Here is a 17706-nt window from a genome sequence, read left to right on the forward strand (position 1 = left end):
AATGCCAAACTTCTCCACTCTGGTATAAATCTATTGTAATAAGTTCAATAGATGAAAGCAAGAACTGCCGCAAATGTCTAAATCGAATTTACTTTATCGGGCAAAGTGGGTATAGTAAAAAGAAGTAAAAAAGTTCCAATATTTCAAGGGTCGGAGGGTGTACATTGAAAGGAAAATTGTTTTACGCGGGTTTAATCATCTCTTTTGTATTGACAGGGATTGCACACTACATGCATCTGGATACAACCCTGCAATTCGTCATTGCCTGTATCGCGATTATTTTTGTCGCCGGGTTCCTAGGCAAAGCGACTGAAAGTGTGGCCCATTATGCTGGCGAACGGGTAGGTGGATTTCTTAACGCCACGTTTGGCAACGCAGCAGAGCTAATCATCGCCATCTTCCTTGTGAAGGACGGCTTGTACGATATCGTGAAGGCCAGCCTTACCGGGGCTATCATCGGGAATCTCCTGCTGGTGCTCGGGCTTAGTATCTTTGCCGGGGGACTCAAGTTCAAGGAGCAGTCGTTTAACGTAAAGCTGGCTTCCCACAACTCGTCTTTGATGATTCTCGGCGTCGTGGCGCTTTTCATTCCAGCGATTTTTACGGGAGGATTAACGTCTAAAGAAACTTCGACGATGAGCATGATCGTCGCGATTTTACTCATAGTCGCCTACTTGCTCTGGCTGTTGTTTTCCATGGTTACCCACAAAAGCATACTTTCCGATGCAGCCATGGAGCACGGCGAGGCTGCTTGGTCCAAAACAACATCTATTCTCTTCCTGGTTCTATCCACCGTCATGGTTGCTTTCACGAGTGAATGGCTGGTCGGCACTTTGGAAGAAGTGACACATAAATTCGGCTTCTCGGAACTCTTTGTCGGGGCCTTCCTCGTAGCCATTATCGGGAACGCAGCCGAACACAGCGCAGCCGTCATGATGGCGATGAAAAATAAAATGGGTGCAGCCGTTGAAATTGCTATCGGCAGCTCCTTGCAAATTGCACTATTCGTAGCTCCAGTGCTAGTATTAGTCAGCTTCTTCATGAGCGGCACGCCAATGAACATTGTCTTCACTACCTATGAGATCGCCGCCATCGGGGTCGCCGTCTTCATCACCAAGTCAATCACACAGGATGGTTCAACCAATTGGTACGAAGGTCTCCTCCTGCTATTTGTCTACATCATCCTGGGTGTCGTATTCTTCCTCGTCTAACGTTCATGTGTCACCACTACATACGCTAAACAAAAAAAGTAACCCGAATGATGGGTTACTTTTTGTTATTCAGCGCTTCATATAGCTGAGCAAGGTTACGTTCAAGCTTGCTGAGAATTTGCTTGCCTGGCATCTCGGAAATAAGTCCCGCACGAATGGCAAAATCAATTTCTCTAGACAGACCGTACATTTGCGTATCTAGAACCTCTTCATACAACGGGCATTGACGTGTTGTCAAATTTTCCATTTGTACTTCGATCAGCTTTTCGATTTTATCTGCATCTTCTTGAAGAAGATTAAGCGCTTTTTGATTCATGTCCAACAACAGATCAGATGAAGACATTCCACTTCCCCCTATACGCATAGTCATCCGTCCTTATATGTATCTATATTAAGCGAAATTGCTCCAATATACAAGAGAAGGTACCCTCAGAGATTCTGAGAGTACCTTCTTCGGGCGTTCATCTAGTCTTCTACGACATTAACCCCTAGATCATGCTTAGCGAAAACTTCGGCCATAGCGACTTTCGCTTCTTGCTCATCTGGGCCATGAACGTGCAAATCATACTTGCTGGAGCTAAGTAGAGTTGTGAACAATCCCAAAATACTTTTCACATCGATATACTTATTATCATATTGGAGAACGATGGATGATCTAAATTTATTAGCTGTTTGTGAAATTTCAACAATTGCGGCGTTATTAGCACTTGGCATATTTCATTCCTCCATTTATTTGCATATGAGTTGGTCGCCTTGCTTTCTATATGATAACTTGGATAGGTGACAAAGCGCAACTAGAAAATTTCCTGCATTCTCCAACAATTTTTATTTCGATTTGGGCGCGAGCACCCGTTTGACACCATTACCAACAAGAATTAAGACGACAAAGATTCCAAGCAGAAGGAGAAGTCTTCCTTTATATTTGTGAAAATGAAATAAATCGTGTGCAATCATGGATTCTAAAAAAACGATGGGAAGTTTCCCAATGACAGTGCCCCATAGAAATGGAGTGAATCGTACTCGAGTGAGTCCTGCAGCAAAGTTAATTGCCGATGACGGTAAAATCGGGATCAATCTCCCCAGAAGCACATAAACAAACCCACGCTGTTCCATGCGGCGGCTGAACTGAGTAACAAGCGGAAATCGTTCTAATTTCTTCTCGACCCAAGCATGTCCATAATAACGAGCAAAATAAAAAGAGGCAATTGCTCCTAGGCAAGACATGGTATAGTTTACCAAAAACCCTACTTTAATCCCAAAAAGCGCAACATTCGTCCCGGCTACCAGCACAAAAGGAATAAACGGGAAAAAAGTTTGAGCAAATATCAAAGCCATGCCGATGATTTTGCCGGGCCAACCAAGATCATTCAAATGATCAGACAGCTGCCTCATATTACTATGAGCAAGTTTAATGCCTATGTGGTTAAAAAAGAAAAAATAAACCAAAAAACCGACTAAAATCAAAATAACTAGAATTGAAAGTATCCGCTTTCTGTTAGCCACTGACAAATTTCGACCATCCTTCCCTTAACCAAACCATTGTATCATGTTACCGTTAGTTCAGGAAGAGAAAAGTAGGGTAAAAGCATGCGTGTCTGAAGCTAGTCTGCCCTTTTTTTGCAGCGTTATGAAAAGCAAAAACCACCTATCTATAGATAAGTGATTTTTGTGGAAAGCTAGCCGACTTTAATTTGGTTACGCCCACTGTTTTTAGCCTGATACAGCGCCATATCCGCCCGATAGAACAACGATTCAACGCTAATCTTATCCTCTTCCCAGTTCCAATCCGATACCCCGCAGGAAACAGTCACTTGCGGATTGGTTTCCTTAAGAACTCTTGTACGTATGCGCTCTGCAATGCGAATCGTCTGATCTTTGGCGACTTGAGGCAAGTAGACGGCGAGCTCCTCACCACCCCATCTAGCCGCGATGTCGCTCTCGCGAATACAGGTCTTAATAATTTGACTCACTTGAATCAATATTTTGTCGCCAATTTGATGACCATGCGTATCATTAATACGTTTGAAATTATCGATATCTACAACGATTAGCGAACCGCAGAAGTCCTTCTTTTGCAGCAAATTCGCTTGCTCATCCAAATAGTGTCGCGCATAAAGGCCGGTTAGATTGTCCGTGATAACCATACGTTTCACTTCCGCATGCAAAGAGGCATTCGTCATGGCTAAACCGATGTGCCCGGAAAGCACTTGCAGTAATTTGTAATTATCGTATGAAAAGAAATTCGGCTTGTTATGTGCCACTAGAATGACACCCTCTACGCGGCCGTTCACTAGAATAGGCGATCCAATGAGCGATCTGGCGTTGCTTAACTGCATGATCTTCGACTTCACCTTGTTGGTTGCCAGATAGTCCGAAATGATGACGGGTTCTTTCGTTCTGTAAATTTGTCCGGAGAAGCCCTGGTCCATCGTAAAAGTCTCATGGAACAACGCTGGCAAGTTCGTGGCTTGTAGAATTAACTTGTCCGAATCTTGATCCGTTTGCAAAATGCAGCAAAAATCGGCTCCAAAGATGCTTAAAATCTCACTGGAAGCCGAGTTGAAAATTTCGTTCAACCGCAGGCTCTGGTTAAGTTGCTTGGTAATTTCATTGATTAAGCGAAGCTCATTAATCATGACGTTCGACTGCTCATACAGCTTCGCATTCTCAAATGCCGATCCGGCCGTATCGGCGAGCATTGATATAAATTGCAGATCGGAAGCATGAATCAAATCATGCTCAAATTGCATATACAAAACTCCATACACGCCTTGCTTACCGGATAATGGCGCCGCTACTTTCCCCGTGCTTGGCCCTTCGCTGCCCTTAGTCGGCTCAAAAACCACGGTGCTTTCCATAAAGGCGCGTGTACAAATATCATTCTCAATACTCTGAAAATTCAAGGGCTTAACGGAAAGATTCGTGGAATCATTATCTTGTGAGAGCAGCAGATCGACTTGAATATGAGGGTACACGCGGTACATGCATTCAATGGCCTCCGTCAGTACCGAGTCAACATCAATTTTGGCATGCAGCTTTTTAGAGGCCTCAAACAAAATGTCATGCTTTTTAAAATCAAGCTCTCTTTGCTGATTTTGCAGCAGCAGATGGTCGTATCGGCGACGATCCTCAATGCTTTGTACACAGCTATGAAAGGATATCGATAAGGTGTAAAGCAATTGAATAAGCTCTTTAGTCTCTGTAAGAAAATGGGTGAATAGTCCCAGATAGGCGATGGGTTGTTTGTGCGAGTCCAAGACCGGAATGGCGGCAGCATTCATCGAACTCTGCCTTGAATCATCCCGTTCTTCCCCGGACATCACATGTAACTGAGGAATTGCTAAACACTTAGCTAAAGGATTCTCCTCTCGTTCAGCGAAGTTCCAAGACACTCCTGTCTGCGAGTATTCCTCCATAAACGGGGCGTTATTTAAACAAGCGTTAATGACACGAAGATCCCTATTTACGCACAACAATGCGGTTTGGTGCGGTAGCATCGCATGTCCAAATTGATAAACCCAATACTCAAATGCATCTTGCAGCGCTTGATCCGTATTGAATTCTCCATAGGAAAAGTTGCTAGGAAGAACAAGTCCTTGCCGAAGAAACTCTTCGAAGTGCTCTGCCGAACTATGTTGTTTCATACTACGAAGCGGTTCACTCATAGGCTCTCCTCACTAACAAACTATAGTTCTTTTGATCCAGGCTAAAATGTTACCTCATTTATCATACTATTTTTCGACTGTTATTGCACGATATTTTCGATTTGTTTTGGCGGATTGAGACTTGACACTTGCCCCGCTTTTTAATAAAATTAGAAGTCGAGTAACAACATGATTTCGGTGAATGCCATTTGTGATCACCCTCACTGCTTTTGCTCCTGCCAAGACAGCGGCTGAACTACTCTTGTCAGGGAATCACATTATGATTCGTAAGCAAAACCAGGCACTTGTCTTCACCCTGACATCTAGATGCTATCTACTAAACTATTTGTTAAAAAGAAGGAGTTTTTCCTAAATGTCACGTTATACAGGACCTAAGTTCAAATTAAGCCGCCGCGTTGGTATCTCTTTAAGTGGTAACGGCAAAGACATGAAACGCCCATTCCCTCCAGGTCAACATGGCCCAGGACAACGTAAAAAAATGAGCGGCTACGGCGTTCAATTAAATGAAAAACAAAAACTTCGTCACATGTACGGCTTGAACGAGAAGCAATTCCGCAACTTGTTCGACAAAGCTTCCAAACTTAAAGGTATCGCCGGTGAGAACTTCATGATCTTGCTTGAGAGCCGTTTGGACAACTTGGTTTACCGTCTTGGTCTTTCCAACTCCCGTGCAGGCGCGCGTCAACTCGTTTCTCACGGTCACGTAACTGTAAATGGCAAAAAAGTAGATATCGCTTCTTACATCGTATCCACTGGTGACGTTATCGCTCTTCGCGAAAGAAGCAAAGGCCTTTCCGCTGTGAAAGAAGCTCTTGCTAACCGTAACCACCTGCCAACTTACCTTGAGTTCAACGATGCAGCAGTAGAAGGCAAATACATCCGTTTGCCAGAGCGCGCTGAGCTTCCTCAAGAAATTGACGAGAAACAAATCGTCGAGTTCTACAGCCGTTAATAAAAGCAAACCCCTTAGGGAATTCCCTAAGGGGTTTATTTTATTTAAACTGCGCCAGGTAGTAGTTCTTTTTGCCGCGGCGAATAACGATGTAAGACTCTCCGAGTCTGCCCAGGTCCTTGGCGACCGCATCAAGCTCCGTTATTTTGACCCCGTTAACCGTCACAGCTCCGCTTTCAATGTCTTGACGAGCTTGGCGTTTGGACGGTGCAGCCCCTACAGCAATAAGCAGATCGACCAAAGGCATATCCTCTTGTTCTAGTGTCGAAGACGGAACATCCTTAAAGGCTTCCTCGATCTCTGTGCGAGATAGTTCCTGGATGTTGCCACTGAATAGTGCCGCTGTAATATTAAGCGCGCTCTCCAGAGCGTCTCCCCCGTGCACAAGCTTCGTAACTTCACGAGCAAGCAATTTCTGCGCTTCTCTCTTCTCAGGCTGTGTTTGGACCTCGACTTCCAATCGCTCAATTTCCTCGTGACTGATAAACGTGAAATACTTCAGGAAACGAATAACATCGTTGTCCGCCGTACCCAACCAGAACTGATAGAACTGGTAAGGGGACGTTTTGCTTGCATCCAGCCAAATCGCTCCGCCTTCTGTTTTACCGAACTTTTGTCCATCGCTTTTGGTTACAAGCGGCAAGGTTACGCCGTAGGCTCTGCTCTCCGTTGTTTTGCCGATAAGCTCAAGACCGGCTGTGATATTGCCCCACTGGTCACTTCCACCGATCTGCAAGGAACAATTTTTCGTTTCGTTCAGTTTCAAGAAGTCGTAGGATTGCAGGATCATGTAACTGAATTCCGTAAAAGAAATACCTTTTGTAATCCTGGAATCAACGGAATCCTTCGCCAGCATGTAGTTGACCGTAAAGTTTTTACCTACATCGCGCAAGAATTCGATCACATTCAAGGACCCTAGCCAATCATAGTTGTTGACTAACTCCGCGCTATTTTCGATATCCGATGAAAAATCCAAAAATCTCGAAAGCTGACCTTTAATGCTTTGAGACCATGCTTCTACGGTTTCTGGCCCGTTCAGGGTTCTCTCATTCGCTTTACCGCTAGGGTCTCCAATCAAGCCAGTTCCTCCCCCTACGAGCGCCAGAGGAATGTGACCCGCTAATTGAAAGCGGCGCAATGTTAAAATAGGCAGCAAACTGCCGATGTGCAGGCTATCCGCTGTCGGGTCAAACCCGCAGTACAAGACGACTCGCTCTTCGCTTAACTTCTTGTCCAAGCCTTCGCGGTCTGTAATTTGATGAAGCAATCCACGAAACTCCAAATCCTTCAAAATCGACATGTTCATCCATCTCCTTTGTTATGTGGGCATACAAAAAAGCCTTCTTATCCACAAGGGACGAGAAGACTTGACTCGCGGTACCACCCTAATTAAAACAGCAGTTACGTACATCTATAGGAACAACGCCCGTGTACGGCTAACTATTTTCACTCAAGAACCTGTAACGGGGTTTAATCGGCAAACACTACTAATGCAGCTTCTGTTGCTGCAGGTTCCCATTCACTGCTCCAGACCGTAATTCACTAACCTGCAGGTACCGGTTCGCACCCTCCACCGGCTCTCTGAAAGCATCCACAAGCTACCTACTGCTGATCTATCTACGCATTTGATACAATTTATATCATAGATTTCCGGCAATTGTCAAACCATGCAACCACCTTTCTTCGACACATCATTACCGCTGGGAGGGCAATTATGGTATACTATTAGGGTTCATGTAAGGAGGATATTGGAACTTATGCGCAATTTTTTCGCCAAAATCAATCGCCCTTGGGTAAGAACGACATTCAAAGTAATCGGAATTACGTTAAAATGGACGCTCATTTCTGCCTTTTTAGCAGGAATCGTGGGCGGCTCCGCGGCATTTGGATATGTCAGTGCACTGGTTAAAAAAGATCCTGTCCGCAGCGAAGAAGAAATTCGCCAGCAGATGCAGGAAAACGCTGTAACCGGCTTTGCTTACTTCAATGACGACACGGTCATTGGACAATTGCGAACCGAAGAAGACCGGCGTCTCGCTAAATTGGATGATATTCCGCAAGTATTGTTAGATGCTGTTCTTTCAATTGAAGACAAAGACTTCAACGAGCATCACGGAATTGATTTCCGCGGACTTTACCGGGCCGTCACTCAGAAGCTGCTGAATGAAGAAGTCCAAACCGGAGGAAGTACGATTACGCAGCAGCTCGCCAGACGGGTATTTTTAACGTTGGATCGAGATGATGGTCGTAAAGCAAGAGAATTGCTGCTCGCTCTGCGGATGGAACGCCTGATGTCCAAAGATGAGATTTTGCTCGCCTATCTGAACAAAATCCCCTACGGAAACGGCTCAACCGGTTACAACCTATACGGGATTAAAGCAGCTGCCAAAGGTCTGTTCGACATTGATGATCTGAGCAAGCTTAACGTAGCCCAAGCCGCTTATCTGGCTGGACTGCCGCAATCCCCTTCTCAGTACTCGGCATTCACAAGTAAACCGGAGTTTGATGAAGATGGCTTTAAAAAGGCTGTTACCAGGCAGCAGCTTGTGCTGAAACGGATGCTCGAAGAAAAGAAAATAACGAATGAGCAATATCAAGCTGCTCTCAAGTTTGATCTGAAAGCATCAATGCCATCTGCCGCTCAAAAAGCGTACACGACTTATCCGTATCTGATGATTGAGACGGAACAAGAAGCAGCCGAGATTTTGCTGAAAATTCAAAAGCCAGACCTTGATCCTACTAAAAATCAAGCCGCTTATAGTGAAGCTTTGAAAGGCATACATACTCAGCTATTGCGCGGTGGTTATCAAATTTACACAACGATCGACAAGACGATTTATGATTCCATGCACGAAATCTCGAGCAACGATAAGAATTTCGCACCAAATGATGAGAAAAAAGGCATTGAGCAAGTCGGCGCGATCATGATCGATTCCAAGTCAGGCGCTATCAAGGGAATGATTGAGGGGCGGAACTTCTTCGACGAACAGCTGAATCACGCTACACAAGCGTATAGACAGCCAGGTTCAACAATGAAGCCCATCGCCGCCTACATTCCAGCTTTAGAAAAAGGTGCCATTCAACCAGCAAGTATTGTGGATGACATTCCGATTATTCTCAAAGACGGCGTCAAAGGTTTCCATCTGCCAGAGAACTGGGATCACAAGTTCCACGGATTGATGACAGCCAGAAAAGCATTGAACCAGTCTTACAACATCCCTGCCATCGATATCTTTTTGAATAAAGTTGGTATTAACGACGCTTGGGATTTTGCGAAAAAGCTGGGGATTACCTCTATTCAAAAAGAAGATTATTACGCCCAAACCGGTGTAATCGGCGGATTAAGCCGTGGTACTTCCGTCAGAGAGCTGACTGGAGCCTACGCTTCTATCCCAAACAAAGGACAGTACAATGAAACATTCATGATTCGCGAAATCAAAGATTCGAACGGTCAAACGATTTATTCTCATGATCAGAAGCCAACACAGGTCTACTCCCCACAAAGTGCATATCTGATTACGGATATGATGAAAACGGTGATTAGCCAAGGTACCGCTACAGATCTAATGAAAAAGTATAAATCTTACGGCAAAATCGAGATTTCAGGTAAAACAGGCTCTACACAAGATGATGCTGATGCATGGTTCATGGGCTTTACACCGGATATTACAGTGGGCGTTTGGATTGGCTATGATCAACCAATCAATAAGCTTTCTTCCAAAACACTGCAAACGAATCACGCCAAAGACGTCTGGGCCTTAATCATGAATAAAACGATCGAACAGAAGCCAGAGCTCTTCCCAACCAAAACGTTCGCCAAACCTGATGGTATCGTATCGGCTACTGTATCCAGCTTATCCGGCAAACTGCCAAGCGAATTAACAACAAGCTCGAATCTTCAAGTAACCGATATCTTCAACAAGAAATATGTGCCTACGGAAGTCGACAATGTCATGGTGCGGATGAAAATCAGCTCTTACAACGGCTTGAACTACATGGCACAGGATCAAACACCGATAGATTTTGTTCAGGAAAAAACGGTTATTAAACGCCAGAAATCGATTTCCCAACTGCTCAAAGAAGTCCAAGACGCGATGAACAAGCTTCCTGAGAAGAGCAGAAAGCCAATCGATAATTACAAACCGACAGATTATGATGACGATGCTCCTTCCGAAGCCGATCCAAGGGTTGACGACGGCAAAGAGCCAACTGCCCCAACGAATATAACAGCAACAAAGTCCGGAGAAACAGTCTCCATCACATTCCAACCAAGTCCGAACCCGGATATAGTCGGTTATCGCATTTATCGTTCGGATAATCGCGGTAAGTTCCAACTATTAGGCGGCAAAGTTGTTTTAGCCGGTGCGGATTCGAAATTTGTTGATACGATCCCTGCATCAAGCTTAATGGGATACTATGTGACGGCTGTCGATGTTGTCGGCAAAGAATCAACACCAAGTCGTTCGGCCTATACGGACGGAAGCTCACTCGATTCACTATTTGTCCCATCCGATGATGGCACGCAGATTCCCGGTTCATCCACTCCACCTGCTGGCGCAACTGAACCGCCAAACACGACAGCGAAGGATGCACCAGGCGCTCCGACCGGTCTTAAAGCCAAAGTAGACGGAGCAGGCATTGTGCTCACGTGGAAAGCAAATGCTGCGAAAGACAAAGTCAAAAAGTATAACGTCTACTTTAGCACGAAGGAAAAAGGCACCTACTCCAAGCTTGGCACCGTTGAAGGCGGCACAGAGTTTCACTACTATGCAGCAGCGTACAATGGCTTCTACAAAGTAACGGCTGTCAGTGACTCAGGCGAGTCCAAAGCATCTGCTTCCATTGCCTATAACGAATAGATAAAGAACCTAGTGATGGTGCCCATCACTAGGTTCTTTATCTATTCGTCATTCAATTCATTCTAATCTTCTATCGTGGATAAGTCGCCTGTTGGGAGATTGAGCTCCCAAGCTTTTAGGACACGGCGCATAATTTTACCGCTGCGTGTCTTCGGCAGCTTGTCTTTGAATTCAATTTCACGAGGAGCAGCATGGGCGGAAAGCCCTTCTTTGACAAACTTGGAAATGTCCGCTTTCAGCTCATCGGAAGGTGTGAAACCTTCACGCAGCGCGATAAATGCTTTGATGATCTCGCCGCGCATCGGGTCAGGTTTGCCAATGACCCCTGCTTCCGCAACGGCCGGATGCTCAACAAGCTTGCTCTCTACCTCGAAAGGACCTACCCGCTCTCCAGCTGTGTTGATCACATCATCAACGCGCCCTTGGAACCAGAAGTACCCTTCTTCATCTTGATAAGCCGAATCACCGGAAACGTACCAACCTGTTAATCGGAAATATTCTTCATATTTGGCTGGATTGTTCCAAATTTTGCGCATCATGGACGGCCAAGGTGTCTTGATCGCCAGGTTGCCCATCCGATTTGGAGGCAGAACATTCCCAGCATCGTCGATAATAGCCGCTTCAACGCCCGGAATCGGACGCCCCATGGATCCAGGCTTAATCGTCATGGAAGGATAGTTACAGATGAGCTGGCCGCCTGTTTCGGTCATCCACCATGTGTCATGAATACGTTGGTTGTACACTTTCAGTCCCCAACGAACAACTTCCGGGTTCAACGGCTCACCAACGCTCAGCACATGGCGAAGCGATGAAAGATCGAATCCGGATACAACATCATCGCCTGCTCCCATTAACATACGGAAAGCTGTCGGTGCACTGTACCAAACGGTTACTTTATATTTTTGCAGCGTGTTGTACCAATCCTGAGGACTGAAGCGTCCACCACGGATAACATTCGTAGCCCCATTCAGCCATGGAGCAAAAATGCCGTAAGAAGTTCCAGTTACCCAACCTGGATCGGCTGTACACCAGTAAATGTCGTCTTCTTGGAGATCCAGAACGATTTTACCTGTATAATAATGTTGAATCATTGCATTCTGTACATGGAAAACACCTTTCGGTTTGCCAGTTGAACCCGATGTATAATGAATAATGAGGCCATCCTCACGATCCAACCACTCAATTTCAAGCTCAGAAGAAGCCGTTTCCATCTCTTTGTAGAAGTCTACATGGCCTTCAGCAGGCTCCACATTCTCACCAACAACGATGATGTGCTTCAGATGTGGAAGTTCACTCGAAGGAACCCGGGAAAGCAAGCTTGGTGTCGTCACAATCGCAACAGCTTCACTGTCTTCCAGACGATCTTTCACGGCTGTTTCCATAAAAGCTTCAAACAAAGGCCCTACAACAGCCCCTACTTTCAACGTACCTAGCAACGCATAGTACAGTTCAGGAGTACGTGGCATGAAAATAAATACGCGCTCACCTTTGCCGATGCCAAGACCACGAAGCACATTACCGAACTGATTGGATCTGTCTTTCATTTGTCCAAATGTTACGGCTTCTTCTCTTTGGTTGTCGCTGTAATAAAGAGCAACTTTATCCTTTTTCGACGATTCAGCATGACGGTCAATGGCTTCATAAGCCATATTCACTTTGCCTGTTTCGTACCAGGAAAAGCTCTTTTCGATGTCTTTCCAGTCAAAATTTGCGTGTGTTTCCTCATAATTTTTCATGTTAGGATTAGTAGCTACCGCTTCAACGAGTTCAACTTTCATTTGATCCATGTACGTAAAACCCTCCTCACGAGATAAACCGCTTTCATTTTACTGATGTTTTCGAGCAAAATGTGATCGATTTTTGACATATTCTATTATATCACACGGAGAATTTTTCGCCTACGCCTAAGTTCAGCTTTTATTTGCAAATAAAATTTGGTATAAAGGGACTATGACCCAACGGAGAAGGAATCACTCATATCATGCTGTTTTTCAAAAGGAGAGCTAAGGTTATGCAGCACACCAAAATATATCACTCATTTCGCTTGCGAACAGCTCCCGATCAACCAGAAATTATGATAGAAGGTCCTGTTTCTGCTGACAGCTTGCAAAATCTCACGATGCATAGCAAATTAGATGCCTTCCGCCGACCTAAGGAACAACTGGAAGCACTCATTGAAATTGCCGGATTACCGGAAGGCCGGATCATCATTGCCAGAGATGGCGCTACCATTGTCGGTTATGTCACCTTCCATTATCCAGACGAAATAGAGCGGTGGTCACAAGGAAATATGCAGGATCTAATAGAGCTCGGTGCAATAGAAGTTGCGGATGACTATCGCACCATGGGGCTCGGCAAACGTATGATTCGCCTTGCTTTCGAGGACGAGCAGATGGAGAATGTCATATGCTTCACCACGGAGTATTATTGGCACTGGGACTTGGAAAATAGCAAGCTCACCGTCTGGGAGTACAGGCAAATGATGGAGAAGTTGATGAAAAGCGTCGATATGATCTGGTTCGCTACGGATGATCCTGAGATCTGTTCGCACCCGGCCAACTGTCTCATGGTTCGTATAGGCAAGCAAGTGCCTATATCTTCTGTGGAACAGTTTGATCGTATTCGTTTTCAACAGCGCTTCATGTACTAAAGATAGACCAGCTTTTGGATTACTAGGACTTCAAGCAAGCATGTTAGCTCATTCGGGGGAATGTGGGATATGAACAAGAAGGCATCAAATCCTGTCTTTATCTATGATGACGAAGAGATTCACTATAAATTTAATGAAGATCATCCCTTTAATCAAGACCGTCTGGTGATGACGGTCGATCTGCTGCGCAAAGCCGGCGCACTCCCAGACAACGCGCTGTGGGCGCCTCGCTTCGCTACAGACAGCGAGCTGCTGCGGGTTCACACACCCGCTTACATCGAAGCTGTGAAAGCGCTTAGCGCTTCCGTGCCGGAGGACCGATGGGTCAAAGAAGCGGCACGCTTCGGACTCGATACCGATGATACGCCATTTTTCCCGGGCATGCATGACGTCACGGCCAAAATTGTTGGCGGTTCCATTACCGCAGCTGAGCTGGTTATGTCCGGCCAAGCCCCGCACGCGTTGCATCTGGGCGGCGGGCTGCATCACGCGCTGCAGAGCAAGGGCGCGGGCTTCTGCGTCTACAACGACGCTTCAGCGGCGATTGCGCACGCCAAAGAGACGTACGGCGCGAAGGTGCTGTACGTCGACACGGACGTGCATCATGGGGATGGCGTACAGTGGAGCTTCTACGCCGATCCCCAGGTATGCACGTTGTCCATTCATGAGACGGGGAAATTCCTGTTCCCCGGCACGGGAGCCGTGAACGAGCGCGGAGAAGGCGACGCGTTCGGAACAAGCATTAACGTCCCGGTGGAACCTTACACCGAGGATGAATCGTGGCTGGAATGCTTCGGCGAGGTGCTGACCGAGACGATCGCCCGCTTCCAGCCGGACGTCATTATCTCGCAGCATGGATGCGATGCCCATGCTTTCGACCCGCTCGCGCATGTGCACTGCTCCATGCACGTGTACAAGGCTATGCCCGAGCTGATCCACTCCCTTGCGCACCAATGGTGCGAAGGGCGGTGGGTTGCGCTCGGGGGCGGCGGGTACGACATCTGGCGCGTCGTACCACGGGCTTGGAGCCTGCTCTGGCTCGTGATGAGCGAGCAGGCGGTTATCCCCCAGCTGGCGGCGCAGCCGCAGCTGAGGCTTCCTCAGGCGTGGCTGGACGCCTGGCAGAGCAAGAGCCCGGTCCAGCTCGTGGATACGTGGCTGGACCCTGTGGATGCTTGGGCACCGATTCCGAGGCGCCAGGTCATTACAGAAAAGAACCGGCAAACGAAGGATCTCTCGATGATGTATTTGAAGTAAAGATACAAAAAGAGTTAAGCATGTTGTGCATGCCTAACTCTTTTTTCATGTTCCCATTTACAGCTGCTTCACAATTTCCTCAACCATTTTATAAGAATTCTCGGATGCTTGAACCGTGAATTCCGCAAAGTTCACATGAGCGGAACCATCTGCTTTATCAGACATCGAGCGAAGCACGACATACGGAATACCATTCATGGAGCATACCTGTGCAACTGATGCTCCTTCCATTTCCACACATACGCCGCCAAGTTCCGTATTAAGGCCAGCTACTACTTCACGGCTCGCAATGAACTGGTCGCCGGAGAGCACTCTCCCCTTTTTTACTTTACCTGCAAAAAGTTTCTCGCCTGAAGCAACGGCCAAATCCACCAGCTTGCTATCCGCTTCAAAAACAGATTTCGCTTCATAAGGAATGATGCCTCGAGCGAAACCAAGTGGTGTAACATCCATGTCGTGCTGCATGCACTCACTGGAAACAACAAGATCACCGATGTTCAGTTCCGGATCCAATGCACCCGCAACACCTGTGAAAATTACGGCTTCAACACCAAATTTATCGATTAGAATTTGAGTGGTTACAGCAGCGTTAACCTTGCCTACGCCAGTGCGGCATACGACCACTTCCTTGCCGAAGTACGTCCCTTCTCTGAAGGTAATTCCCGCTTTCACGGTTTCACGCACATCCGACATATGCGCAACAAGCAGTTCAATTTCTTCATTCATCGCACCGATTAGTGCAAGTTTATTCCATGTCATTTCATCGATCCTCATTTCAATTATGTATAAAGGAGAAAACCTCTAAGCGGCGTCATCCTCGAAAGGAAGAGCTCGCTTAGAGGCTTAAGTTCACTAGGATTGTGTAACAGAGTTACGGTAGATCACTTCATGTGGCAAAATGACCTGCATATTATCCGTTGATTCCTTATTCATCAACTTCGTCAGAAGACGCATGGATACCGCTCCGATATCATACATCGGTTGAGCGACTGTCGTAAGCGTCGGTCTTACCATGGAAGCCATGCGGATGTTATCCACACTGATTACGGCGATATCTTGCGGTACTTTGAGTCCGCTATCTTGAATCGTGTGAATGGCGCCAATCGCCATCTCGTCTGTTGCCGAGAAAATGGCAGTTGGACGCGGGGAAAGCTCCAAGAAATATTTGACAGCGTCGACGCTGGATTCATATCGATAGTTCCCGATTCGAACATACTCGTCGCGCAGCTCTATTCCTGCTGCATCGAGTGCTTTCTTGTACCCTTGATAACGGGCGAATCCATTCGCTGGATCTTGCAAAGTTCCGGAAATCATCGCAATGTCGCGGTGTCCCGCTGCGATTAACACATTAACGGCATCGAACGCAGCTTTCTCGTGGTCAATATCGACGGAAGGCATCGTTTGCGCCTCATCCTTCGTTCCACATAAGACAACAGGAACGGAAGACGTGCGGAAAGCTTGAATGTGATCTTCTGTCACGACGCCACCCATGAAGAGCAAGCCATCGACTTGTTTTTCCAATAGTGTGTTGATGACGCGAATTTCTTTTTCTTTCTTCTTGTCGGCATTACACAAAATAATATTGTAGTGATACATATTCGCAATATCTTCAATTCCGCGTGCTACTTCTGCGAAAATTGAGTTTGAAATATCGGGAATGACGACACCAACGGTTGTCGTTTTCTTGCTTGCCAAACCTCTTGCCACCGCATTAGGGCGGTAACCGAGACGTTCAATTGCTTCAAAAACTTTCTTACGTGTTTGCGGCTTTACGTTCGGATTGTTGTTTACAACCCGGGAAACGGTTGCCATGGATACGCCTGCTTCTCTTGCTACATCATAAATGGTTACGGTCACGGTTACTCTCTCCATTTTCAAAAGTATTCTGCGAGCCTAGTATATTACCGTTATGATACGACAAATTAATCCATCTTGCAATGAAAAATGAAAATACTTTGAAAATAATTTCATTTTGTTTTCAAAAGGTACACAAATATGTACAAAAGCCAATCCATAAGGGATTGGCCACATGTTGCTTATGTCGAAATTGCGCTCTGTGTGATTTGAGATAAGCGTTTGCGAATTTCTTCGGTCCACGGCTCGTCACCAAGCGATTGTGCCAGCAGTAAGATGTCCAGAAGCTCATTTATACGTTCTTCAACAATCTTTTCCATGGAATCATTCATATGTTCTTTCTCAGTTACCTTAAGCAGTAAGAAAGCTACTTCCGATAGCTCATGAAAAAACAGCTGCTGCTTCTCAGGCTTACTCCCCAGCTTGCCGATTAAACCGGTAAGCTCGGGTTTAACATGAGGAACAACTTCACTGCGTCCACAAGCCTCACATGAATAAATAGGTACATTTTCAATATCGACTTTACTTTGATAAATAACCGTACGCAGACGAAGGTTCATCGTGCGTCCGCACTTACAAAACTTTTGCATTCTAACACTCCTTCACTGGCAGGCGGCATGAACATGAATTTCTTGTAATAAAGATATTCTACGATTCTATACGATTTCCTGCCGAAAAGAGAGTAGTAGTTTTTGCCACGAATGGAAGCGTCCTGTTACTTTTCCTGATGTTTATGGAATTGCACCAGCTCGTCCACGAAACGCTTGGAAAATGCCGGTAGATCTGGCGGGCGGCGCCCTGAGATGATATTGCGGTCGACCACGACTTCTTCATCAACCCAAGTAGCCCCGGCATTTTCGAGGTCATCGCGAATGCCTGGCGTGGAGGTCATAGTATAGCCATTTACGATTTTCGCTGAAATAAGCACCCAGCCGGCATGGCAGATTTGAGCGATTGGCTTCACCGCGGCATGAAACTCCTGTGTAAGGCGAAGCACATCCGGATAACGGCGTAATTTATCAGGAGCCCAGCCTCCTGGCACATAAAGACCGATATAATCCGATGACTGCACTTCATCAAAGGCAAAATCCGTTGTGATTGGGACGCCATATTTGCCATGATAAATCGTTTTCGCTTTTGGCCCGACGATATCTACGACAACACCCGCCTCACGCAAACGTAAAACGGGGTACCACATCTCCAAATCTTCAAACTCTTCATCAACGAATGCCAATACTTTCGTACCCTTCAATTCCAT

General features: G+C 46.1%; 15 protein-coding genes and 1 other annotated feature. Of the genes, 5 read left to right on the plus strand and 10 right to left on the minus strand.

Translation table 11 applies throughout. From position 1 onward, the window contains the following. The first annotated feature begins 164 nt into the window (after nucleotides 1-164). The gene (gene cax / locus RQP52_RS10345; RefSeq protein ID WP_315951278.1) at nucleotides 165-1211 is read left to right on the plus strand and encodes a calcium/proton exchanger; all 1047 of its coding nucleotides are present in this window, start codon (nucleotides 165-167) and stop codon (nucleotides 1209-1211) included. A gap of 55 nt (nucleotides 1212-1266) precedes the next feature. Here cax and RQP52_RS10350 read toward each other — a convergent pair whose 3' ends face one another. From RQP52_RS10350 to RQP52_RS10365, 4 genes are all read right to left on the minus strand, one after another. Next, a complete protein-coding gene (locus RQP52_RS10350; protein WP_056833125.1) occupies nucleotides 1267-1554 on the minus strand; it encodes a YlaN family protein in 288 nt (95 codons plus the stop codon). A gap of 122 nt (nucleotides 1555-1676) precedes the next feature. Further along, nucleotides 1677-1925, minus strand: coding sequence for an HPr family phosphocarrier protein (locus tag RQP52_RS10355; protein ID WP_127452161.1), 249 nt, complete (start codon nucleotides 1923-1925; stop codon nucleotides 1677-1679). A gap of 111 nt (nucleotides 1926-2036) precedes the next feature. Beyond that, entirely contained in the window at nucleotides 2037-2714 is a 678-nt protein-coding gene (locus RQP52_RS10360; RefSeq protein WP_315951281.1) for a TVP38/TMEM64 family protein, read from the minus strand. A gap of 173 nt (nucleotides 2715-2887) precedes the next feature. Beyond that, nucleotides 2888-4855 carry a sensor domain-containing diguanylate cyclase gene (locus tag RQP52_RS10365; RefSeq protein WP_315951283.1) on the minus strand — a complete coding sequence of 656 codons (1968 nt, stop codon included), beginning with the start codon at nucleotides 4853-4855 and terminating at the stop codon, nucleotides 2888-2890. Nucleotides 4856-5228: 373 nt separating this feature from the next. On the opposite strand from RQP52_RS10365, the gene rpsD reads away from it, so the two are divergent. After that, complete coding sequence (rpsD, locus tag RQP52_RS10370) at nucleotides 5229-5828, plus strand: 30S ribosomal protein S4 (protein WP_127452159.1); 600 nt, start codon at nucleotides 5229-5231, stop codon at nucleotides 5826-5828. A gap of 40 nt (nucleotides 5829-5868) precedes the next feature. Here rpsD and tyrS read toward each other — a convergent pair whose 3' ends face one another. Further along, nucleotides 5869-7128, minus strand: coding sequence for a tyrosine--tRNA ligase (tyrS, locus tag RQP52_RS10375; RefSeq protein ID WP_315951286.1), 1260 nt, complete (start codon nucleotides 7126-7128; stop codon nucleotides 5869-5871). A gap of 50 nt (nucleotides 7129-7178) precedes the next feature. Next, nucleotides 7179-7457 (minus strand) — a binding site (T-box leader). A 128-nt stretch (nucleotides 7458-7585) separates the two neighbouring features. Between tyrS and RQP52_RS10380 the strand changes: the two genes are divergently transcribed. Continuing rightward, nucleotides 7586-10687: a transglycosylase domain-containing protein gene (locus tag RQP52_RS10380; RefSeq protein WP_315951288.1), complete on the plus strand. Its 3102-nt coding sequence runs from the start codon at nucleotides 7586-7588 to the stop codon at nucleotides 10685-10687. A 62-nt stretch (nucleotides 10688-10749) separates the two neighbouring features. On the opposite strand, the gene acsA is transcribed toward RQP52_RS10380, so the two are convergent. After that, the gene (gene acsA, locus RQP52_RS10385) at nucleotides 10750-12474 is read right to left on the minus strand and encodes an acetate--CoA ligase (RefSeq protein ID WP_315951290.1); all 1725 of its coding nucleotides are present in this window, start codon (nucleotides 12472-12474) and stop codon (nucleotides 10750-10752) included. 224 nt (nucleotides 12475-12698) lie between these two features. On the opposite strand from acsA, the gene RQP52_RS10390 reads away from it, so the two are divergent. Further along, the gene (locus RQP52_RS10390) at nucleotides 12699-13337 is read left to right on the plus strand and encodes a GNAT family N-acetyltransferase (RefSeq protein WP_157321418.1); all 639 of its coding nucleotides are present in this window, start codon (nucleotides 12699-12701) and stop codon (nucleotides 13335-13337) included. A 69-nt stretch (nucleotides 13338-13406) separates the two neighbouring features. Continuing rightward, entirely contained in the window at nucleotides 13407-14594 is a 1188-nt protein-coding gene (locus RQP52_RS10395) for an acetoin utilization protein AcuC (protein WP_315951292.1), read from the plus strand. 57 nt (nucleotides 14595-14651) lie between these two features. Here the strand turns inward: RQP52_RS10395 and RQP52_RS10400 are convergent, their stop codons facing one another. From RQP52_RS10400 to RQP52_RS10415, 4 genes are all read right to left on the minus strand, one after another. After that, complete coding sequence (locus RQP52_RS10400) at nucleotides 14652-15353, minus strand: 5'-methylthioadenosine/adenosylhomocysteine nucleosidase (protein ID WP_315951293.1); 702 nt, start codon at nucleotides 15351-15353, stop codon at nucleotides 14652-14654. A gap of 93 nt (nucleotides 15354-15446) precedes the next feature. Next, nucleotides 15447-16451 (minus strand): catabolite control protein A, encoded by a 1005-nt coding sequence (gene ccpA, locus RQP52_RS10405; protein ID WP_127452146.1) that lies wholly within the window; start codon nucleotides 16449-16451, stop codon nucleotides 15447-15449. A 179-nt stretch (nucleotides 16452-16630) separates the two neighbouring features. Then, nucleotides 16631-17038, minus strand: coding sequence for a hypothetical protein (locus tag RQP52_RS10410; RefSeq protein ID WP_127452144.1), 408 nt, complete (start codon nucleotides 17036-17038; stop codon nucleotides 16631-16633). Nucleotides 17039-17163: 125 nt separating this feature from the next. Next, the gene (locus RQP52_RS10415; protein WP_315951295.1) at nucleotides 17164-17706 is read right to left on the minus strand and encodes a type 1 glutamine amidotransferase domain-containing protein; all 543 of its coding nucleotides are present in this window, start codon (nucleotides 17704-17706) and stop codon (nucleotides 17164-17166) included.

The organism is Paenibacillus violae (assembly GCF_032461945.1).
Taxonomy (GTDB): Bacteria; Bacillota; Bacilli; order Paenibacillales; family NBRC-103111; genus Paenibacillus_E; species Paenibacillus_E violae.